Annotated in this window: 17 protein-coding genes; 12 read left to right on the top strand and 5 right to left on the bottom strand. The window is 70.7% G+C overall.

The genetic code is table 11. The annotated features are described in order from the left end of the window. Window positions 1-13: 13 nt before the first annotated feature. Genes ACZ3H8_RS25395 through ACZ3H8_RS25385 form a run of 3 tightly spaced genes read right to left on the bottom strand, consistent with a single transcriptional unit; the run spans window position 14 to window position 2,286 of the window. Window positions 14-1,234, bottom strand: a complete 1,221-nt coding sequence (locus ACZ3H8_RS25395) for a hypothetical protein (RefSeq protein ID WP_467405539.1) — start codon at window positions 1,232-1,234, stop codon at window positions 14-16. After that, window positions 1,170-1,424, bottom strand: a complete 255-nt coding sequence (locus ACZ3H8_RS25390) for a MoaD/ThiS family protein (RefSeq protein WP_356228634.1) — start codon at window positions 1,422-1,424, stop codon at window positions 1,170-1,172. Before ACZ3H8_RS25390 ends, ACZ3H8_RS25395 begins: the two co-directional genes overlap by 65 nt. A gap of 46 nt (window positions 1,425-1,470) precedes the next feature. Then, window positions 1,471-2,286, bottom strand: coding sequence for an alpha/beta hydrolase (locus ACZ3H8_RS25385; protein WP_467405536.1), 816 nt, complete (start codon window positions 2,284-2,286; stop codon window positions 1,471-1,473). 220 nt (window positions 2,287-2,506) lie between these two features. On the opposite strand from ACZ3H8_RS25385, the gene ACZ3H8_RS25380 reads away from it, so the two are divergent. From ACZ3H8_RS25380 to ACZ3H8_RS25360, 5 genes are all read left to right on the top strand, one after another. Continuing rightward, window positions 2,507-3,289: a response regulator transcription factor gene (locus tag ACZ3H8_RS25380; protein WP_467405534.1), complete on the top strand. Its 783-nt coding sequence runs from the start codon at window positions 2,507-2,509 to the stop codon at window positions 3,287-3,289. 24 nt (window positions 3,290-3,313) lie between these two features. Beyond that, the gene (locus ACZ3H8_RS25375; RefSeq protein ID WP_398987254.1) at window positions 3,314-4,336 is read left to right on the top strand and encodes a LacI family DNA-binding transcriptional regulator; all 1,023 of its coding nucleotides are present in this window, start codon (window positions 3,314-3,316) and stop codon (window positions 4,334-4,336) included. A gap of 933 nt (window positions 4,337-5,269) precedes the next feature. Then, window positions 5,270-6,217 (top strand): S1C family serine protease, encoded by a 948-nt coding sequence (locus ACZ3H8_RS25370; RefSeq protein ID WP_467405531.1) that lies wholly within the window; start codon window positions 5,270-5,272, stop codon window positions 6,215-6,217. A 20-nt stretch (window positions 6,218-6,237) separates the two neighbouring features. Beyond that, on the top strand, window positions 6,238-6,960 hold the full coding sequence (locus ACZ3H8_RS25365; protein ID WP_215095113.1) for a response regulator transcription factor: 723 nt from the start codon (window positions 6,238-6,240) through the stop codon (window positions 6,958-6,960). Next, the gene (locus ACZ3H8_RS25360; protein WP_467405529.1) at window positions 6,960-8,399 is read left to right on the top strand and encodes a sensor histidine kinase; all 1,440 of its coding nucleotides are present in this window, start codon (window positions 6,960-6,962) and stop codon (window positions 8,397-8,399) included. Before ACZ3H8_RS25365 ends, ACZ3H8_RS25360 begins: the two co-directional genes overlap by 1 nt. 89 nt (window positions 8,400-8,488) lie before the next feature. Here the strand turns inward: ACZ3H8_RS25360 and ACZ3H8_RS25355 are convergent, their stop codons facing one another. Beyond that, on the bottom strand, window positions 8,489-9,358 hold the full coding sequence (locus ACZ3H8_RS25355; RefSeq protein WP_467405526.1) for a phosphatidylinositol-specific phospholipase C: 870 nt from the start codon (window positions 9,356-9,358) through the stop codon (window positions 8,489-8,491). Between the two features lie 143 nt (window positions 9,359-9,501). Then, entirely contained in the window at window positions 9,502-11,322 is a 1,821-nt protein-coding gene (locus tag ACZ3H8_RS25350) for a bifunctional metallophosphatase/5'-nucleotidase (RefSeq protein ID WP_467405525.1), read from the bottom strand. Window positions 11,323-11,517: 195 nt separating this feature from the next. On the opposite strand from ACZ3H8_RS25350, the gene mshD reads away from it, so the two are divergent. The 7 genes from mshD to pstA all read left to right on the top strand — a co-directional run bounded on the left by mshD (window position 11,518) and on the right by pstA (window position 20,184). Then, complete coding sequence (gene mshD / locus ACZ3H8_RS25345) at window positions 11,518-12,441, top strand: mycothiol synthase (protein ID WP_467405522.1); 924 nt, start codon at window positions 11,518-11,520, stop codon at window positions 12,439-12,441. 367 nt (window positions 12,442-12,808) lie between these two features. After that, window positions 12,809-15,037 (top strand): RNA degradosome polyphosphate kinase, encoded by a 2,229-nt coding sequence (locus ACZ3H8_RS25340; RefSeq protein ID WP_467405520.1) that lies wholly within the window; start codon window positions 12,809-12,811, stop codon window positions 15,035-15,037. Further along, window positions 15,024-16,223, top strand: a complete 1,200-nt coding sequence (locus tag ACZ3H8_RS25335) for a CHAD domain-containing protein (RefSeq protein ID WP_467405518.1) — start codon at window positions 15,024-15,026, stop codon at window positions 16,221-16,223. The genes ACZ3H8_RS25340 and ACZ3H8_RS25335 overlap by 14 nt, the downstream gene beginning before the upstream one ends. Before the next feature lie 14 nt (window positions 16,224-16,237). Then, window positions 16,238-16,654 carry an NUDIX hydrolase gene (locus ACZ3H8_RS25330; RefSeq protein ID WP_467405517.1) on the top strand — a complete coding sequence of 139 codons (417 nt, stop codon included), beginning with the start codon at window positions 16,238-16,240 and terminating at the stop codon, window positions 16,652-16,654. A 226-nt stretch (window positions 16,655-16,880) separates the two neighbouring features. Continuing rightward, window positions 16,881-18,017 (top strand): phosphate ABC transporter substrate-binding protein PstS, encoded by a 1,137-nt coding sequence (pstS, locus tag ACZ3H8_RS25325; protein WP_467405514.1) that lies wholly within the window; start codon window positions 16,881-16,883, stop codon window positions 18,015-18,017. Between the two features lie 104 nt (window positions 18,018-18,121). After that, a complete protein-coding gene (pstC, locus tag ACZ3H8_RS25320; RefSeq protein WP_389191191.1) occupies window positions 18,122-19,114 on the top strand; it encodes a phosphate ABC transporter permease subunit PstC in 993 nt (330 codons plus the stop codon). Continuing rightward, entirely contained in the window at window positions 19,111-20,184 is a 1,074-nt protein-coding gene (pstA, locus tag ACZ3H8_RS25315) for a phosphate ABC transporter permease PstA (RefSeq protein WP_467405512.1), read from the top strand. Before pstC ends, pstA begins: the two co-directional genes overlap by 4 nt. The last annotated feature ends 26 nt before the right edge of the window (window positions 20,185-20,210 follow it).

Here is a 20,210-nt window from a genome sequence, read left to right as displayed (position 1 = left end):
CACACCGGGGTCCTCACACCAGGGCGCGGCCGATCAAGTAGACGGCGGGGGCCGCGGCGGTCAGCGGCAGAGCCACGCCGGCCGTCATATGGACGAAGCGGGACGGGTAGTCGTAGCTCGCGACCCGCAGCCCGATCAGCGCGCAGCCACCAGCTGCCAGGCCTAGCAGCGCGCCCTTGGCGCCCATGTCGGTGAGACTGCCGGCCGCGATGCCCGCACCGGCCGCGGCCAGCAGCGCCACGGCGACGGACGCGACGCCCGGCAACGGCAGCGCACGGGCCAGAACGGCCACGGCGACCGCGATCCCGCCGATCACCACGGCATCGTCAGGGCCCGCGAGATGCCCGGTCGCGAGGATCGCGAGGGCGGTGGATGCCACCGTCGCCATCAGGCCGTACATCCTCTCGTCGGCGCCGGCGTGGCTGCGCAGCTGCAGTACGAGGGTGAGCAGCACCCAGACGCCGAGGGTGCCGATGATCGCGGCGGGGGCGTTCTCCCGGCCGACGGAGAGCAGCACGGCGTCGGCGGCGAGGCCGCCGGCGAAGGCGAGCGCGATGCCCTGGCGGGCGGGCCACATGCCGTTCAGCCGGAACCAGCCGGCCGCGGTGACGGCCTGCAGCAGGACGAGCGGCACGAGCAGGGCGTACGGGCCGATGGCCGCGCCGCCGGCGAGCAGCAGTCCGAGGGCGGCGGTCAGCCCGGCGGGCTGCATGCCCGGCGCGATGACCGGCGAGCGTCCCTCGGCGCGGGCGCGCTGGGCGTCGGTGATCCGGGCGTTCCCGATGGTGGTGGGGGCGCTGTATCCGGCGTCGGCGGCCGGGTCGGCCGGGGGCTCGTACACGGCCGGTCCGGGCGCCGGGAGCGGGGCCTCGGGCGGCAGCGGGTACGCCGCCTGCGGCGGCAGATACGCGGTGTCCGGGGCGGCGGCGGCCTGCGTGGGCTGTACGACCGGCTGGTACTGCGTGTCCCAGGTCTCGGCCTGCCAGGTCTGGGCCGTGCCGGGGTCGCGCTGCTCCGGGTAGCCGGGCTCCTGGTAGGGCGGCGCCTGATACGGCTGCTGCTGATGATGCTGGTGCTGCTGACCGGCGTACTGGCCCTGGTGCGGCTGCGGCTGCTGCTGCTGCTGCTGTCCGTACGGATACTGCTGATCGCTGCTCATGATGTGCGGTTCACCCTCCTGCGAACGGCGGGAGCACCTCGACCGTGCCGCCCTCGGCAAGCCGTACGGTCTCATGGCCGCGGGTCCCGACGGGGTCACCGTCGACGAGGAACGAACACCGTTGCAGTACGCGCGTCAGCTCGCCCGGGTGCCGCTCGCGCACCGCGTCGAGCGCCTCGGCGAGCGTTCCCGCCGCGTACGGCTCCTCCGCGATCCCGGCCGCTGCCTTGGCCGCGGCCCAGTAGCGGATCGTTCCCGCTGCCATAGCGGCACTCCTTTCGTCGGCTTCCATGATGGGCTACGCGGATGAGCTACTCGGCGACGAGCCAGTCTGCGAGGCGACCGAGCAGCTCATCGTCCGCGGCGTTCTCGGCATGTCCCATGCCCGGCTCCAGCCACAACTCGGCCGTTCCTTCCCTGGCGGCGGCCGCGAGCATGCGCGGGTGGTCCAGGGGGAAGTACGAGTCGCGGTCGCCGTGCACGATCAGCAGCGGGGTCGGGGCGATGAGCGGCACGGACTCGACCGGGGAGAGAGGGACGGGGCTCCAGTCCTCGGGGTGGATCCGGGTGCCGAGGCCGTAGCGGCCGACGAGCCGGCCGAGGGGCCGGGTGACGACCCAGTGCAGCCGCCGCATCGGGGCCGTACCGCGGTAGTACCAGCGTGCGGGGGCGCTGACGGCGGCGACCGCGTCCGTACGCGCCTCAGTGCGCCCCCTGTGCATCGCAGCGTGCCGCAGTACCACCGAGCCGCCCATGGAGAACCCGACCGTCACCACGCGACTGTGACCGAAGGCACGCGCCCACTCCACCGCGGCCGCCAGATCGAGCACCTCGCGGTCGCCGACCGTGGAGCGGCCGCCGGATGCTCCGTGCCCCCGGAACGAGAAAGTGACCACGGCCGCACGCTGCGCGAACGCCCGCGCCGCCCGGCGCACCGCGGGCCGGTCCACCGACCCCGTGAAACCGTGCGCGACAACGATCGCGGTGTCCGTGACACCTGCCGTACACGGCTCGTACACGGCCTCAATTCGGACCCCGTCTTCCGTAAGGAGGATCTTGCGACGCGGCCCCCGGGTGAGCGAAGGAATAATTGATCTGCGGAAAGACCCCTCTGCCTCGGAACGCATGTGGGTTATTCTGCTTGGCAGAGGACTCGGGCAACGTAGCCCCCGGGTCCTTTTGTGTTTTCCCGCCGTTGTTACAGGCAGGTGAACAATGGCTCCCAGGGCGCGGGAGCCATCGTACGAAGCAGATGCCGCAACGTCCTCGCAGGGACCGAGGAGGAACCGACGTTATGGGCGAGCGAACCGTGCACGACCGCAAGACGACCCGGGCAGGTGGGGCGCGATGAGCTCTCTGCTGCTCCTGACCAATGCCCTCCAGCCGTCGACGGAGGTGCTTCCCGCCCTCGGACTGCTTCTGCACAACGTACGGGTGGCCCCCGCCGAGGGCCCGGCCCTCGTCGACACCCCCGGTGCCGACGTGATCCTTGTCGACGGCCGCCGCGATCTGCCGCAGGTGCGGTCGCTGTGCCAGCTGCTGCGCTCCACCGGGCCCGGCTGTCCGCTGATCCTCGTCGTCACGGAGGGCGGTCTCGCGGCCGTCACCGCGGACTGGGGCATCGACGACGTGCTGCTCGACACGGCGGGTCCCGCCGAGGTCGAGGCGAGGCTGCGCCTCGCGATGGGCCGCCAGCACATCACCTCGGACGACTCTCCGATGGAAATCCGCAACGGCGATCTTTCGGTCGACGAGGCGACGTACAGCGCGAAGCTGAAGGGGCGGGTCCTGGACCTGACCTTCAAGGAGTTCGAGCTGCTGAAGTACCTCGCGCAGCACCCGGGGCGGGTCTTCACCCGCGCGCAGCTGCTCCAGGAGGTCTGGGGCTACGACTACTTCGGTGGTACGCGCACGGTCGACGTGCATGTACGGCGGCTGCGGGCGAAACTCGGCCCCGAGCACGAGTCGCTGATCGGGACCGTACGGAACGTCGGCTACCGCTTCGTCGCGCCGGAGAAGGTCGAGCGCGCGGCCGAGGAAGCCAAGGCGAAGGCGGCGGCGGCTCCGGTCGCCCGTACGGAGGATCCGGCGGAGGTGCAGGAAGCCGCCGTACGCCCTGCCCAGAGGTAGGTCACCCCGCGTAGACTGCCGCGCGTGGCCAAGGTGACGCGGGACGATGTAGCGAGACTGGCGGGTACGTCGACCGCGGTCGTCAGCTACGTCATCAACAACGGACCCCGGCCGGTTGCTCCGGCCACGCGCGAGCGGGTGCTCGCCGCGATCAAGGAGCTGGGTTACCGGCCGGACCGGGTTGCCCAGGCGATGGCTTCGCGGCGCACCGACCTCATAGGCATGATCGTGCCGGACGCGCGGCAGCCGTTCTTCGCGGAGATGGCGCACGCGGTGGAACAGGCCGCGGCGGACCGCGGGAAAATGGTGCTCGTCGGGAACTCCGACTACCGCGACGAGCGCGAGGTCCACTATCTGCGGGCCTTCCTCGGGATGCGGGTCTCCGGGCTGATCCTGGTCAGCCAGGGCCCGAGCGAACGGGCCGCGGCGGAGATCGAGGCGTGGGACGCGCGGGTCGTCCTCCTCCATGAACGCCCCGAGGCGATCGACGATGTCGCGGTCGTCACGGACGACATCGGCGGCGCGCAGCTGGCGACGCGGCATCTGCTGGAGCACGGGCATCCGTATGTGGCCTGCCTCGGCGGCATGGAGTCGACCCCGGCGGTCGGCGACCCGGTGGCGGACCACGTCGAGGGCTGGCGCCGGGCGATGCTGGAGTCCGGCCGCTCGGTGGAGGGCCGGCTGTTTCAGGCCCCGTACAACCGCTACGACGCGTATCTCGTCGCCCTGAAGCTCCTCTCGGGCCCGGAGCGTCCGCCGGCGATCTTCTGCTCGACGGACGACCAGGCGATCGGCGTCCTGCGTGCGGCGCGTGAACTGCGCATAGACGTCCCGGGCGAGCTGGCGGTGGCAGGCTTCGACGACGTCAAGGAGGCGGCGCTGACGGACCCCCCGCTGACGACGATCTCCTCGGACCGCCCGGCGATGGCACGGGCGGCGGTGGACCTGGTCCTGGACGACGCCCTGAGGGTGGCGGGTTCGCGCCGGGAGAGGGTGAAGCAGTTCCCATCGGGCTTGGTAATCCGCCGCTCGTGCGGCTGCGGTTAGCCTCCGGCGGGTGTGCGTTGGGGGGTGCGGCCGTCCGCGGTGCGGGGTGCCCGGTGTCGTGGGGTGCGGGCGTGCGTTGCGCGGGTCGTGGGGTGCGGGGTTCCGCGGGGCGGTCGTGGGGTTGTCCGGTGTCGTGGGGTGCGGGTTCCGGGGCCCCTCCGGGCTCGACTCCTCGGGGTCGGCGGCGTGAAGGGGTTCGTGTTGATCACCGGGTCCGGCCGCCGATCCCCTGCGGGGACGACCCTGCACGGCCCCTCCCCACCGGGAGGCACCCCCCGGTACGGGCCCGCCCGAGGGGTGGACGCCTCACCCCCCCCCGCCTTGTGGGCACCGCGGCGAAGCCACCCGAGCGGCCGGGGATGCGGGTCCGTCAGCCCCGCCCCGTTTCCCTCGGGCTCCGCGGCGAAGCCGCCAGAGCGGCCGGGGGCTAGCCCCGTCTTCCGGGGCTCCGCGGCGAAGCCGCCCGAGCGGCCGGGGATGCGGGTCCGTCAGCCCCGCCTTCGCGGGCTCTGCGGCGAAGCCGCCAGAGCGGCCGGGGTGTCGGCCCGCCTTCCTGGGCGGCGCGAAGCTGCCGCGTGGCAGGGGCGTAGGGCGCCAGCCCGCTTTTCTGGGCTCCGGGGCGAAGCCGCCGGAGTGGCACGGGGGTGTGGGGGCGTCAGCCCCCACGTACTCTTTCCCCCCGCAGAGGCCTGGGGGCAGCGCCCCCCACGCGGCGGAGCCGCAAATTGACACAGCCGGGAAGGGGCGGGGTGGGGGAAAAGTCCGCGCCCGCACCCCCCGTACCCCTTCGCGCCAGGGGGCGGCAGCGCCCCCCAGGCCCCGCCATCCGGGCAACGGACCCCCGTGCCCCCTGACCTCGGGCACGCACCGTTCTGCCCGGCTTCTCAGCGCCGCCTCAGACTGCTCTCATGTACGGCCCCCAGAGTCATCCCCATGACGGACTACTACCGCTACCCGCAGCCGCAGCCGTACAACACCGGCGCCTACCCCCCGCCCCCGCCCCCACCGCACCGCGCCAACGCCAAGCGGCCCGTCGCGCTCATCGTCGCCGTTGCCGTCGCCGCCGCGGTCATCGGCGGCGGGGCCTCCGCGCTCGTCGGGCAGTTCGTCGGCGGCGACAAGAGCAGCGGCACCGGCGTGACCGGTACCAATGTTTCGCGGAGCAGCACCGGCACCGTCTCCGGCGTCGCCCAGGCCGTCTCGCCGAGCATCGTGGAGATCAGCGCGACCTCCTCCGCCGGGCAGTCCACCGGCTCCGGCGTGATCATCACCGCCGACGGTGAGGTCATCACCAACAACCACGTCGTCTCCGGCGCCGACACCGTCAAGGTGAAGCTCAGCGACGGCAAGACGTACACCGCCAAGGTCGTCGGCACCGACCCCGACAAGGATCTCGCTCTCATCAAGCTGGAGGGCGCGAGAGGCCTCAAGGCGGCTTCCCTCGGCGACTCCAGCAAGGTCAAGGTCGGCGACGAGGTCGTCGCGATCGGCTCGCCCGAGGGCCTGACCGGCACCGTCACCAGCGGGATCGTCTCCGCGCTCAACCGCGATGTGACCGTCGCGAAGGACCAGGACCAGGGCCGGCAGCAACAGCAGGGCGGCGGCTGGCCCTTCGAATTCGGCGGGCAGCAGTTCAACGGCGACACCGGCGACTCCAAGACCACCTACAAGGCCATCCAGACCGACGCCTCGCTCAACCCCGGCAACTCCGGCGGCGCGCTCATCAACATGAACGGCGAGATCATCGGCATCAACTCCGCGATGTACTCGCCCAGTTCGGCCACCGGCTCCACCGCCGGCAGCGTCGGCCTCGGCTTCGCCATCCCCATCGACACCGTCAAGGCCGACCTCGACGACCTGCGCTCCGGCGGCAACAGCTGACCCCGTGCGAGGCTGATGTCATGACTACCCCCCGTGAAGGCGACCGCATCCTCATCGTCGACGACGAGCCTGCCGTCCGTGAGGCGCTCCAGCGGTCTCTCGCCTTCGAGGGGTACGGGACCGAGGTCGCCGTCGACGGCGTGGACGCCCTCGCCCGGGCGGAGGCGTACGCGCCCGATCTGATTGTGCTCGACATCCAGATGCCCCGGATGGACGGCCTGACCGCCGCCCGTCGGCTGCGCGCCGCCGGGTCGACCACGCCGATCCTGATGCTGACCGCGCGGGACACGGTCGGCGACCGGGTGACCGGGCTGGACGCGGGCGCGGACGACTATCTGGTCAAGCCGTTCGAGCTGGACGAGCTGTTCGCCCGGATCCGCGCGCTGCTGCGGCGCAGCTCGTATGCGACGACCGCGGGCGCGGCTCCCGACGACGACGTGCTGGCCTTCGCCGATCTGCGGATGGACCTGGCGACGCGCGAGGTCCACCGCGGCACGCGCCGGGTGGAGCTGACCCGTACGGAGTTCACGCTGCTGGAGATGTTTCTCGCGCATCCGCGCCAGGTGCTGACCCGGGAGCAGATTCTCAAGGCGGTCTGGGGCTTCGACTTCGAGCCCAGCTCCAATTCGCTGGATGTGTATGTGATGTATCTGCGACGCAAGACGGAGGCGGCCGGCGAGCCGCGCCTGGTCCACACGGTGCGCGGCGTGGGGTACGCGCTGCGGTCGGGCGGCCCGGAGTGATGAGAAGGTTCCGTGCGCTGCCCCTGCGGTCGCGGCTGGCGCTGCTGGTGGCGGTCGCGGTGGCGGTCGCGGTCGCGGCCGTCTCCACCACCTGCTGGTTCGTCGTGCGCGGCAAGCTGTACGACGAGATCGACTCCAAGCTGAAAGCCGCGAGCGCGCCCCTGCGTACCGAAGAAATCGCCGCCGCACTGCGCAGCTGCTCCCAGACTCCCGCCGCCCGGACCGGCTACGGCCCCAAGCCCGTCTTCTACCTCCAGCTCGTCCAGGCCGACAGCGACAAACCGTGCGTCGCCGCCGGCTCAGCCGGCACCATCCAGGTCGACAGCAGTGACCAGAAGGTGGCGCAGAACGCGGATCCAGCCGTCTGGACGTTCCGCAACGGCCGGGACACCGACGGGAAGGACGTCCGCGTACTCACCGCCGCGGCCGTCGTCCAGGGCCCGGCGAGCGGGGTCGTGACAGACACCGCGGTGATGATCGCGTACCCGCTCAAGGAGACAGAGGGCACCCTCAACGATCTGGCGCTCCTGCTGCTCATCGTGTCCGGCGTCGGCGTCCTGGGCGCGGGCGCGGCCGGGCTGTGGGTCGCGCGGGCCGGGCTCAAACCGGTCGACCGGCTCACCGGGGCCGTCGAGCACGTCGCCCGCACCGAGGATCTGACCGTACGCATCCCGGTCGAGGGCGAGGACGAGATCGCCCGGCTGTCCCGCTCCTTCAACTCGATGACCGCCGCGCTCGCCTCCTCCCAGGACCGGCAGGCCCAGCTGATCGTGGACGCCGGGCACGAGCTGCGCACGCCGCTGACCTCGCTGCGTACGAATATCGAGCTGCTGGCCCGCAGCGAGGAGACGGGCCGGGCGATCCCGCCCGCGGACCGTACGGCGCTGATGGCCTCTGTCAAGGCGCAGATGACCGAACTGGCCGCCCTCATCGGCGACTTGCAGGAGCTGTCGCGGCCCGACGCGGTGGACCGGGGGCCACTGAAGGTGGTCGCCCTGCACGAGATCGCCGAGGCCGCGCTGGAGCGGGCCCGGCTGCGCGGGCCTGAGCTGACCTTCGCGGCGGACCTGGCGCCCTGGTACGTACGGGCGGAGCCGGCCGCGCTGGAGCGGGCGCTGGTCAACGTCCTGGACAACGCGGTGAAGTTCTCGCCGCCGGGCGGGACGGTCGAGGTGGCTCTCAAGGGCGGCGGGCTGACGGTACGAGACCACGGTCCCGGCATCCCCGCCGATGAACTCCCTTACGTCTTCGAGAGGTTCTGGCGCTCGCCGTCGGCGCGGAGTCTGCCCGGCTCGGGTCTTGGGCTGTCGATCGTGGCCCGTACGGTCCAGCAGTTGGGCGGCGAGGTTTCGATCGAGCCCGCTGCGGGCGGCGGTACGCGCGCGGTGATCCGGCTGCCGGGCGCGGCGACGCCACCGCCCGCCGAGGGCGTGTTTTAGAAGTCCCTCCCCCAGAGCTTCGTCTGGGAGGTGCCCCCAGCCCCGCGACGCCTGGCACGCCCTAGCCCTGACGCCGCCCAGCGCGCCGCCTAGTTGCGCCGCAGGAGCGAATCGACGAGTCCCGAGCGGGTGTTGGGGTAGTCCATCGGCACAATGCCGAGGCCCTTCCAGCCGCTCGCCTCTGAGCCGTTGATGAAGGAGTGGACCTTCGGGTTGAGGTTGTCGGAGTTCCAGCGCGGCGGCAGGTACGCGGAGGTGCTGACGAAGTTGATGAACAGCTTTCCGGGCTGCTGGGCCGCCTTACGGAACTGTGCCTCGATCTTGGGGTACTTGGCGTTCGGCGCGGCGTTCCAGTCGTCCTGGATGTCGAACACCGCGCTGTCCCACCATTTGACGCCGGGCAGTCCGCCGTTGTCGGCGATGAGGACGACCTTGCCGCGGGCCTCGCCCAGCGACGGCAGCCCGTCGCCGATGCGGAACAGCGGACGCCAGCCCTTGCCGTCGAGGTAGGTGTCGAATACGCGGCGGAAGGTCGCGTCGCTCTCCTCCGAGTACTCCTGCTTGACGCGCATGAGAACCGTCTCGGACGGGTGGGCGTTCAGGAAGTCCCGGCAGGCGATGAGCACATCGCCGAACATCAGGTTCTGGTAGTAGGCCCCGTGGTGGATGGCGAAGGAGTCCCCGGTGACCCGGCAGCGGACGTCCAGGAAGCGGATGCCGCTGTTCAACTGGTCGGCGACGGTGGTGTTCTGGCACTCGGTCCAGAGCCCGCCGAAGCGCGCGCCCGAGTCGTGTGTGCCGGGGATCGTCAGCCGCGCGAGGGCGGTGCTGTCCGCGGAGCCCGCCATCCAGTCCTGCGCGGACAGGGTGCGGCGGGGTGCGGCGAAGGCGGGGGGTGCGCCGATGAGGGCGGTTGCGGAGACGGCTGCCGCGCCCGCGAGAAAGCTCCGTCGGTCCATGGTCCGGGATTATGGCGTGGTCACGTCAAGAAGCACCAGAGCCAGGACTGGCCAGTAACCAACGGCTGAATCAAGCCTCTTCCGTGAACGCCGGTGGGGCGGCAGCCCCGTGGCCCGCCGCCCCACCGTCCCGCCGAGTAGCGCTACTTCACGACCGTGATCCGGCCGGTGGCCGGCGGCGCGAGCGGCGCGCTCGCGCTGGAGTGCGCGGCCAGATAGGCGTTGAGGATGTCCAGGTCGGACGCGCCGACCAGCTTGTTCTTGTGCTCCTTCAGGACGGCGAAGCCGTCGCCGCCGCCCGCCAGGAACTCATTCATCGCGACCCGGTAGGTCTTCGCCGGGTCGATCGCCTCGCCCTTCAGCCTGACCGAGCCGGCCACGATCCGGTCGGCTCCGGTCTTCGTCAGATCCAGGGTGTAGGTGAAGCCGTCCGACACCTGGAGGATCTTCGGGGAAGCCTGGTTCGCGCCACTGACCTGCTGCTGGAGTGCAGTGATCAACTGAGCGCCGGTCAGGTCGACGACGGTCATCATGTTGGTGAACGGCTGCACGGTGAACGCCTCGCCGTAGGTCACGACACCGTCGCCCTCACTGCCGGACGCCTTGTGGACGAGGCCCGCGCGGATTCCGCCCGGGTTCATCAGCGCGAGCTGCGCCCCGCCCTTGTCCGCCGGGGCGAGACCCTCCAGCTGCGCGTCCGCGATCAGATTGCCGAGCGGCTTCTCGGGCGCGTCGAAGGGGTTGTCGATGTCGGCGGAGATATAGCCGACGGGCCGGCTCGCGACCGGCGCGGCCAGCGTGTTCCAGCGCGCGATCAGCGAGGTCATGTCCTCGGCCTTCGGCACGTCGCGGGTGACCACGTGGTTCGCGGAGGCGACGGACGTACGGACGATGTCCTTGGTGCGACGGTCGTAGGTGAGCGTCGTGTCGGTGTACAGCTTGCCGAACGAGGCCGCCGATGTGACCGTACGCGGCCGGCCGGACGGGTCCGGGACGGTGCACGCGTACGCCTGGTGGGTGTGGCCGGTGACCAGGGCGTCGACCTGCGGGCTGATCTTCTTGGCGATGTCGACGATCGGGCCGGAGACACCGTCGCCGGGGCCCGGGCTGTCGCAGTTGTAGTTGTACGAGGAGGAGGCCGGCGCCCCGCCCTCGTGGATCAGAGCGACGATCGACTTGACGCCCTTGCGCTCCAGCACCTTGGTGTACTTGTTGATCGTCTCGACCTCGTCGGCGAACGTGAGGCCCTTGACGCCCTCGGCGCTGACGATGTTCGGCGTGCCCTCCAGGGTCACCCCGATGAAGCCGATCTTGACGCCGTCCTTCTTCCAGATGAAGTACGGATCGAGCAGCGGCCTGCCGGTCTTGTCGTCCGCCACATTCGCGGCGAGGTACGGGAAGTCCGCGCCCGTGAACTTCCTGCCCTGCTCGAAGCAGCCGGCGGTGGGGTGACAGCCGCCGTTCTGCATCCGGGCCAGTTCCTTGGCACCCTCGTCGAACTCGTGGTTGCCGACGGAGGAGACATCGAGCTTCAGCGCGTTCAGCGCCTCGATGGTCGGCTCGTCGTGGAAGAGCCCGGAGAGCAGCGGCGATGCGCCGATCATGTCACCGGCCGCGGCCGTCACCGAGTACTTATTGCCCTCGCGGGCCTGGCGCAGGTGCGTGGCGAGGTACTCGGCGCCGCCCGCATTGATCTTCTCGGTGGTGCCGTCCGCACGGGTGTGGGTGACCTGACCGGCCGAGCCGGCGGGCGGCTCCAGGTTTCCGTGCAGGTCGTTGAAGGACAACAGCTGCACGTCGACGGTGCGCGGCTTGTGGTGACGGTCGCCGCTGCTCCCCTCGTCGACGGCGGCACCGGCCGGCATCGCGGCGAAGAGCGCGCCGACGGTGGCCAGTCCGGCGGCCGCGGCGAGAACCCGACGGCTCCGGCGGGCCGCACGGTGTTTGTTCGGTGTCGCTGACATCTGTCCCCTTGTCAGTTCAGCGTGGCGTGAGGGTTGCGAGCGGCAGCCTAGAGTCAACGCGCGTAGCGCGACAGGGGGGTAGGGGTTACGACCTGGTTGCCTTTGTTCGTCATCGGGCGGTTCCTCGCGTATCACCCGTACGCAGGGCCCGTCCCGTATCGCCGACAAGGTGCTGTCCAGCCGTACCCTCGTCCCATGAGCATTGATGCTGTGATTCCGGAGCCCGGCCGGCAGATCGAGACCGTTGACGAGCTCAGCCCCGAGCAGGCTCAGGCCGTGCTCGGCATGCTCGGCGAGGCCGCCCGCGCGGACGGGATGCAGGCCGTCTCCGAGCAGGGGCGACTGCAGCTGCGCGGCGGGAAGCGGGAGGGCGTACGGCATCTCCTGCTCACCGTCGGCGGCGAGCTGATCGGGTACGCGCAGCTGGAGGACACCGACCCCATCGAGGCTCCGGCCGCCGAGCTCGTCGTGCACCCCGCGCACCGCGGGCGCGGCCACGGGCGGGCCCTCGGGAGTGCGTTGCTGGGCGCGTCCGGGAAGCGGCTGCGGGTGTGGGCGCACGGCGGGAAGTCCGCCGCGCGGCATCTGGCTCAGGTCCTCGGGCTCACCCTCTTCCGTGAACTGCGCCAGCTGCGGCGGCCGTTGAGCCCGCTGAACATTCCCGAGCCGGTGTTCCCGGCGGGCGTCACCGTACGCAGCTTCGTGCCCGGGCAGGACGACGCGGCCTGGCTCGCCGTGAACGCCGCCGCCTTCGCGCACCACCCCGAGCAGGGCTCCGTCACCCAGCGGGACCTCGACGACCGCAAGGCCGAGCCGTGGTTCGACCCCAAGGGCTTCTTCCTGGCCGAGCGGGGCGGGGAGCTCATCGGCTTCCACTGGACGAAGGTGCACGCCGCGGAGCACCTCGGCGAGGTGTACGTCATCGGCATCCGGCCCGACGCGCAGGGCGGCGGCCTCGGCAAGGCGCTGACCGCGATCGGGCTGCGGCATCTCGCCGCGCAAGGGGTGCCGACCGCGATGCTCTACGTCGACGCGGACAATCCGGCGGCGCTGCGGGTGTACGAAGGCCTCGGCTTCGTCACGCACGAGGTGGACCTGATGTACCGCACCGAGTCCTGACGGACCGCCCCCGGGCGGCCACTGCTCGGTAACGCATCGGGACCGGCATCGCGCCGGCTCTTGCCGACGCCGCCACCGCCGCCCCATTCTGGCTGCTGCACCCGCGCACACCGCCCGAGCAGGGCCCGCGTAGGGCCGCACAAGGCCGCACAGAGCCCCATACGCCGTACAGGACCCCCCGCGACCGACCCCGGGGGGTCCCGCCACGCTTTCCCTCACGTCATGTCGTCGTTACCGGGCATTCAGACGCCCTTGCGACCCTCACTCAATGCAGCCCGCTGTACCCTCCTCCCCGAACGGGAAGATCCCCCTCACCCCGGCCCTCTCCGACGCGCCCATCAGGCCCTCGACGCGGAAGAATGGGTTCATGAGCCAGCAGCCCGCCGAGGTACCGGTCCAGCACCCCCAGCCGTCCGTCGGTTCCATAGCCGCGCACCGGCCGCACACCGTCGCCGCCACGGTCTCCGACCTGGAACCCGATCTCGACGCCGACCTCGATTCGTACGAGGAAGATCACGAGGGAGACGGCGCCGAATTGCCTCAGGGGCGGTTCCTCGACCGCGAGCGCAGCTGGCTCGCGTTCAACGAGCGCGTCCTGGAGCTCGCCGAGGACCCGGCCACCCCGCTCCTCGAACGGGCCAACTTCCTGGCAATCTTCGCGTCCAACCTGGACGAGTTCTTCATGGTCCGCGTCGCCGGCCTGAAGCGCCGCATCGCGACCGGTGTCGCCACCCGGTCCGCGTCCGGCCTGCAGCCCCGCGAAGTGCTGGACCTGATCTGGAACCGCTCCCGCGAGCTCATGGCCCGGCACGCCGCCTGCTACCAGCAGGACATCGCCCCGGCGCTCGCCGAGGAGGGCATCCACCTCATCCGCTGGCCGGACCTCACCGAGAAGGAGCAGGCACGCCTGTTCACTCTCTTCCGGCAGCAGATCTTCCCGGTCCTGACCCCGCTGGCCGTGGACCCCGCACACCCCTTCCCGTACATCTCGGGCCTCTCGCTGAACCTCGCCGTGGTGGTACGGAACCCGGTCAGCGGCCACCGCCACTTCGCCCGCGTCAAGGTCCCGCCGCTGCTGTCCCGCTTCCTGGAGGCCTCGCCGCAGCGGTACGTCCCCCTCGAGGACGTCATCGCCGCGCACCTCGAAGAGCTCTTCCCCGGCATGGAGGTGCTCGCGCACCACATGTTCCGGGTGACCAGGAACGAGGACCTGGAGGTCGAGGAGGACGACGCCGAGAACCTTCTGCAGGCCCTGGAGAAGGAGCTCATGCGGCGCCGCTTCGGCCCGCCGGTGCGGCTCGAGGTCGAGGAGTCCATCGACCCGTACGTCCTGGACCTGCTGGTCCGCGAGCTGAAGATGTCCGACGCCGAGCTCTTCCCGCTGCCCGGGCCGCTGGACCTGACCGGCCTCTTCGGGATCGCGGCGCTGGACCGCCCCGAGCTGAAGTACCCGAAGTTCGTCGCCGGCACCCACCGGGACCTCTCCGAGGTCGAGTCGGCATCCGCGCCCGACATCTTCATGGCGCTGCGTGAGCGGGACGTACTGCTGCACCATCCGTACGACTCGTTCTCGACGTCCGTCCAGGCCTTCCTGGAGCAGGCCGCGGCCGACCCGGACGTGCTGACCATCAAGCAGACGCTGTACCGCACCAGCGGCGAATCCCCCATAGTGGACGCGCTGATCGACGCCGCCGAGTCGGGCAAGCAGGTCCTCGTACTCGTAGAGATCAAGGCCCGCTTCGACGAACAGGCCAACATCAAGTGGGCGCGGAAGCTGGAGGAGTCCGGCTGCCATGTCGTCTACGGGCTCGTGGGGCTCAAGACGCACTGCAAGCTGTCTCTGGTGGTCCGCCAGGAGGGGGAGACGCTGCGCCGCTACTCCCACGTCGGGACCGGCAACTACCACCCGAAGACCGCCAGGCTGTACGAGGACCTGGGGCTGCTGACCGCGGACCCGCAGGTCGGCGCCGACCTCTCGGACCTGTTCAACCGGCTGTCGGGATACTCCCGCCGCGAGACCTACCGCCGGCTCCTGGTCGCCCCCAAGTCCCTGCGCGACGGACTGATTTCGCGAATCAACAAGGAAGCCGCGCACCACCGCAGCGGCCGGCCCGCCTACGTCCGCATCAAGGTCAACTCGATGGTGGACGAGGCGGTCATCGACTCCTGCTACCGGGCCGCCATGGCGGGTGTGCCGGTGGACATCTGGGTGCGCGGCATCTGCGCGATACGCCCCGGAGTCGCCGGCCTCTCCGAGAACATCCGGGTGCGCTCGATCCTCGGCCGCTTCCTCGAGCACTCCCGGATCTTCGCCTTCGGCAACGGCGGCGAGCCCGAAGTGTGGTTCGGCAGCGCCGACATGATGCACCGCAACCTCGACCGCCGTATCGAGGCTCTGGTCCGGGTCACCGACCCGGCCCACCGCGCGGCTCTGACCCGTCTCCTGGAGACCGGCATGTCCGACAGCACGTCCTCCTGGCACCTCGGCCCGGACGGCGCCTGGACCCGGCATGCGACGGACCCGGAAGGCCAGCCGCTGCGGAATCTACAGGAGATGCTCATAGACGCCCGGAGGCGCCGGCGTGCACAGCCCTGATCTCTCCCGGCCTGCCGCTGTCCCGGCCGGTCCCCCCACCGCGGTCACGGCCGGCGAGGCGCTGGCCCGGTACCTCCATGCGCAGGCAGGTGGCTTCCTGCGCAGTCTGCGACTGCACAGCGAGAGCGGCGCGGACACGGCGGGCGTGGCGGAGGCCGCCGCCGCGCTGCGTCAGATGTCCCGCCGTATCAGCGGGACACTGCACACCTTCCGGCCGCTGCTCGACCCCGCCTGGGCGGACGATCTGCGCACCGAACTGGCCTGGCTCTCCGCGACACTGGCCCAGGAACATGCCTGCACCTCACGGCTCGGGCGGCTGCTCGACGCGCTGGCACGGCTGTCGGGGGCGAGTCCGCTGCCGCCGGCGAGGGGGGAATCGCGCACGCTCAGCCCCGGCGACCGGGCTGCCGCTCCCGGCGAACGCGGCCCGTCGGCCGGTCCCGGCGCACCGACCGGCTCCGTCTCCGTCACGTTGGCCGGTCCCGGCTCCGGCGATCTTGGCAGTCCCGCCGACGGCGCCGTCGGCCCGGCCGGCAACGCGGACGCTCCGCGCGCCACCGGTTCCCTGACCGTCGGGGCCGCGCGGGCAGGCGCACTGCTGGAGCGACAGCTCACCCTCGCCCGGACCCGGGCCCACTCCGCCGCGCTCCAGGCACTCGGCTCCTCCCGCTTCCACGCGGTCGCCGACTCCGTCGCCGTACTCGCATCCGAACTGCCGCTCGGCCCGATGGCCGGCGCCCCGGCCGCCGAGGCCCTGGCGCTGCCCGTGGAGCTCGCCGAGCGGCGGCTGCTGGAAGCGGTGGCCGCGCTGCCGCTGGGCCGGGCCGCGCACCCGTACAACGCGGAGGCCCTGGTGCACGGCCTCGCCACCACATCGGCCGGGGAGGCGCAGGACGCCCCCTGGCACCAAGTGCGGCTGCTGCTGCGGCTGCACCGGTACGCACAGGAGGTGCTGCACCCGGAGGCGGACCCGGTGCTGCGCCACGCGGGCCTGGTCCTCGACCGTCACCGCGACGCGGCCGAGGCCGCCGCTGCCGCCGCAAACGCTGCCCGCACTCCGCGCATCGCCCCGGCCACCGCGTACGCCCTGGGGGTACTCCACGCCGACCAGCGGCACGAGGTGGAGGCCGCCCGGTTCGCCTTCCAGCAGGTGTGGCAGAGGGCCACGGCGGTGACGGCCCCATGAGCGGGGGCCCGACGATGGGGGACGACACGGTACTGGCCGCGGGCTGTGTGCTCTGGCGGCGTTCCCCGCACAGCGACGAGGGCATCGAGATCTGCCTCGTACACAGGCCCAAGTACGACGACTGGTCGTTCCCGAAAGGCAAGCTGAAGCGCGGCGAGGACGCCCTCGCCGGCGCGGTGCGCGAGGTGCTGGAGGAGACGGGGTACCAGTGCGTTCCGGGGGCCCGGCTGCCCTCCGCGTACTACCTTGCGAATGGACGTCCGAAGCAGGTCAGCTACTGGGCGGCTGAAGCGACGACGGGTTCGTTCGCCGCCAACGAGGAGGTGGACCGCATCCTGTGGCTTCCACCGGCGGAAGCCCGCAACCGCCTCACCCAGCCCCGCGACCGCGTTCTGGTAGACGCTCTGCTCGAGGCTCTTCACTCGGCGTGAGGTGTCGGCGGGGGCCGGCAAGCGTCCCGCGCGGCTGGCACTTAGCTGCCCGACACGGTTCACCTTCCGTTCACCCTCTCCCGTCGGCGGCTTCACCTCATCTGCCTAATTTCGGCCCTACACGGTGACCGGTGCAGTGCCGGTCCCCCCCACCCCGACACACGCCGCCATAGAACGTGTCAGACATCAGTCAGCGTCCGGCGGCTCTTGGAAGGAACACCCGAAAGTGAAGCTTCAGCGCAAGAACGGGCTTCGCGCCACCGCGCTCGGCGCGCTCGCCATCTCCGGCGCCCTGGTCCTCACGGCGTGTGGTTCGGACGACAACGCGGGCAGCACCGGCGGCAGTGGCGAGAAGACCAACGCCGCGTCGAACGTCAAGTGCGACGGCGCCAAGGGCCAGCTGCTCTCCGCCGGCTCGACCGCCCAGAAGAACGCCATGGACCTCTGGGTGAAGAACTTCCAGGCCGCCTGCTCCGGCGTGGAGATCAACTACCAGGCCATCGGCTCCGGTGGTGGCATCACCAAGTTCAACCAGGGCCAGGTCGCCTTCGCCGGCTCCGACTCGGCGCTCAAGCCCGAAGAGGTCACCGAGTCGAAGAAGATCTGCAAGACCGGCCAGGGCATCAACCTGCCCATGGTCGGCGGCCCGATCGCCATCGGCTACAAGCTCACCGGCGTGGACAACCTGGTCCTGGACGCCCCGACCCTCGCCAAGATCTTCGACTCGAAGATCACCAAGTGGGACGACGCGGCGATCAAGAAGCTGAACCCGGACGCCAAGCTGCCCAGCACCGCGATCCAGGCCTTCCACCGCTCGGACGAGTCCGGCACCACGCAGAACCTCGGCAAGTACCTCAGCGAGGCCGCCCCGGCCGACTGGAAGTACGACCCGAAGACGAAGTCCTGGCCGGCCAAGGGTGGCCAGGCCGCCAACGGCTCCTCCAGCGTCGCCAGCTCCGTCAAGGACACCGAGGGCGCGATCGGCTACTTCGAGCTGTCGTACGCGACCGCCAGCAAGATGAGCACCGTCAAGCTGAACACCGGTGCCGCGGCCCCGGTCGAGGCGACGACCGAGAACGCCTCCAAGGCCATCGGCGCCGCCAAGATCAAGGGCACCGGCAACGACCTCGCCCTCTCGCTCGACTACAAGACCAAGGTCGACGGCGCGTACCCGATCGTCCTGGTCACGTACGAGATCGCCTGCGACAAGGGCAACAAGGCGGAGACCCTGCCGACCCTCAAGGCGTTCCTGAACTACGCGGTCAGCGAGGAGGGCCAGAAGGTCCTCGCCGACGCCGACTACGCCCCGCTCCCGGCCGAGATCGCGGCCAAGGTCCGCGAGATCGTCCCGACCCTGTCCTGATTCCGACCGAGGCCGGTCCGTGCCGCAGCACGGGCTCGGACCGGCCTCGGTATCCGGTGCACCGCCGCCAGGAGCCCACCGGCTCCGCAGACCGGAGAGTCCCGATGGTTACCACAACACCCACCGAAACTCCGCCGCCCGCCCGCGGCGACATACGCACGTCCAGGGGCAGCACCCGCCCCGGCGACCGGATCTTCCTGGGCCTGTCCCGCGGATCCGGGATCACCCTGCTGGTGATCATGGCCGCCATCGCGGGGTTCCTCACCTACCGAGCCGTCCTCGCCATCTCGAAGGACGACGCGAACTTCCTCACCACCTCCGAGTGGAACCCGGCCGGCAGCCCGCCAGTCTTCGGCATCGCCGTACTGGCCTTCGGCACGGTCGTCAGCTCGGTCATCGCGATGCTCATCGCCGTGCCGATCGCGATCGGCATCGCGCTGTTCATCTCGCACTACGCGCCGCGCAAGCTGGCCGCTCCGATCTCTTACGTCGTCGACCTGCTCGCCGCCGTACCGAGCATCATCTACGGCCTCTGGGGCGCCATCTTCCTGGTCCCCTACCTCGACGGTCTCAACAAGTGGCTGAACGAGTACTTCGCCTGGACGTACATCTTCGCCAAGGCCAGTGACGGCGTCGCCCGCAACCTCTTCACCGTGGGCATCCTGCTGGCGATCATGATCCTGCCGATCATCACCAACGTCACCCGTGAGGTCTTCCTCCAGGTGCCGAAGATGCATGAAGAGGCCGCTCTGGCCCTCGGCGCCACGCGCTGGGAGGTCATCCGGATGTCGGTGCTCCCCTTCGGCCGCTCCGGCATCATCAGCGCCTCGATGCTCGGCCTCGGCCGTGCGCTCGGCGAGACGATGGCCGTGGCCGTGGTGCTCTCCCCGAGCTTCATCATCTCCGGCCATCTCCTCGACCCGGGTGGCGGCACCTTCGCCCAGAACATCGCGGCGAAGTTCAACGAGGCGAACGAGTTCGGCCGGGATGCTCTGATCGCCTCCGGTCTGGTGCTCTTCTTCATCACGCTGCTGGTCAACGGCGCGGCACGGTGGATCATCGCGCGCCGCAAGGAGTACTCGGGGGCCAACGCATGAGCAACGTCGTCCAGGACAAGCGGCCGGTTGCGCCCCTGCGCCCCGCCGCCCTGTCCCACGCCCGCCTCCCCCGCTGGGCGCCGGCCGCCATCGCCGTCGCGTCCATCGCCGCAGGCTGCGCACTCGGCCTCGCCGCCGGCTGGCAGAGCAGGGTCCAGTGGGGCCTGCTGGCCGCGCTCTTCTTCGTGGTCTCCAGCTACCTGATCACCACCAAGGTCGAGGGCAGCCGCCAGGCCAAGGACCGGTTCGCCACCAGCGTCGTCTGGGTCTGCTTCCTCCTCGCCGTGATCCCGCTGCTTTCGCTGGCCTGGGTCACGATCAGCAAGGGCGTCAAGGTCCTCGACGGGTACTTCCTGAGTCACTCGATGGGCGGCGTGCTCGACGCCGATGCCGGCGGCGGTATCTACCACGCGCTGCTCGGCACCATCGAGCAGGTCCTCATCGCGACCGTCATCGCCGCCCCCATCGGCATGCTGACCGCGATCTACCTGGTCGAGTACGGCCGCGGCAAGCTCGCGAAGGCCGTCACCTTCTTCGTCGACGTCATGACGGGCATCCCGTCGATCGTCGCGGGCCTGTTCATCCTGGCCACCTGGAACCTGATGCTGGGCTTCGGGCCCTCCGGGTTCGCCGGCTCGATGGCGCTCGCCATCCTGATGATGCCGGTGGTCGTCCGCTCCACCGAGGAGATGCTCAAGCTCGTCCCGAACGAGCTGCGCGAGGCCTCCCTCGCCCTGGGCATCCCCAAGTGGCGCACGATCCTCAAGGTGGTCCTGCCCACAGCGATCGGCGGCATCACGACCGGTGTCATGCTCGCGGTTGCCCGTATCACCGGCGAAACGGCCCCCGTGCTGCTGCTCGTCTTCGGTACGAAGCTGATCAACAACAACCCCTTCGAAGGCGCCCAGTCCTCGCTGCCGCTGTATGTGTACGAGCAGTACGCCGTCGGCACCGACGCAGCGGTCGACCGCGCCTGGGCTGCCGCCCTGGTGCTGATCGCCTTCGTCATGATCCTCAACCTGGTGGCCCGCGGCATCGCCCGCTGGAAGGCCCCGAAGACCGGTCGCTGACCGCGGCCTTCTGAAAGCGAAGTGAT

The sequence above is a fragment of the Streptomyces sp. NPDC002868 genome, assembly GCF_055563295.1.
The sequence above is the reverse complement of the archived record's forward strand: the minus strand, read 5'-3'. Positions and strand labels throughout refer to the sequence as shown.

Coding starts and splice junctions, on each gene's coding strand:
- ACZ3H8_RS25390 (WP_356228634.1), bottom strand. CDS start 1,424: ATGGCAGCGGGAACGATCCGCTACTGGGCCGCGGCCAAGGCAGCGGCC.
- pstA (WP_467405512.1), top strand. CDS start 19,111: ATGAGCAACGTCGTCCAGGACAAGCGGCCGGTTGCGCCCCTGCGCCCC.
- pstC (WP_389191191.1), top strand. CDS start 18,122: ATGGTTACCACAACACCCACCGAAACTCCGCCGCCCGCCCGCGGCGAC.
- ACZ3H8_RS25385 (WP_467405536.1), bottom strand. CDS start 2,286: ATGCGTTCCGAGGCAGAGGGGTCTTTCCGCAGATCAATTATTCCTTCG.
- ACZ3H8_RS25395 (WP_467405539.1), bottom strand. CDS start 1,234: ATGAGACCGTACGGCTTGCCGAGGGCGGCACGGTCGAGGTGCTCCCGC.
- ACZ3H8_RS25360 (WP_467405529.1), top strand. CDS start 6,960: ATGAGAAGGTTCCGTGCGCTGCCCCTGCGGTCGCGGCTGGCGCTGCTG.
- ACZ3H8_RS25380 (WP_467405534.1), top strand. CDS start 2,507: ATGAGCTCTCTGCTGCTCCTGACCAATGCCCTCCAGCCGTCGACGGAG.
- ACZ3H8_RS25350 (WP_467405525.1), bottom strand. CDS start 11,322: ATGTCAGCGACACCGAACAAACACCGTGCGGCCCGCCGGAGCCGTCGG.
- ACZ3H8_RS25330 (WP_467405517.1), top strand. CDS start 16,238: ATGGGGGACGACACGGTACTGGCCGCGGGCTGTGTGCTCTGGCGGCGT.
- ACZ3H8_RS25365 (WP_215095113.1), top strand. CDS start 6,238: ATGACTACCCCCCGTGAAGGCGACCGCATCCTCATCGTCGACGACGAG.
- ACZ3H8_RS25370 (WP_467405531.1), top strand. CDS start 5,270: ATGACGGACTACTACCGCTACCCGCAGCCGCAGCCGTACAACACCGGC.
- mshD (WP_467405522.1), top strand. CDS start 11,518: ATGAGCATTGATGCTGTGATTCCGGAGCCCGGCCGGCAGATCGAGACC.
- ACZ3H8_RS25355 (WP_467405526.1), bottom strand. CDS start 9,358: ATGGACCGACGGAGCTTTCTCGCGGGCGCGGCAGCCGTCTCCGCAACC.
- ACZ3H8_RS25340 (WP_467405520.1), top strand. CDS start 12,809: ATGAGCCAGCAGCCCGCCGAGGTACCGGTCCAGCACCCCCAGCCGTCC.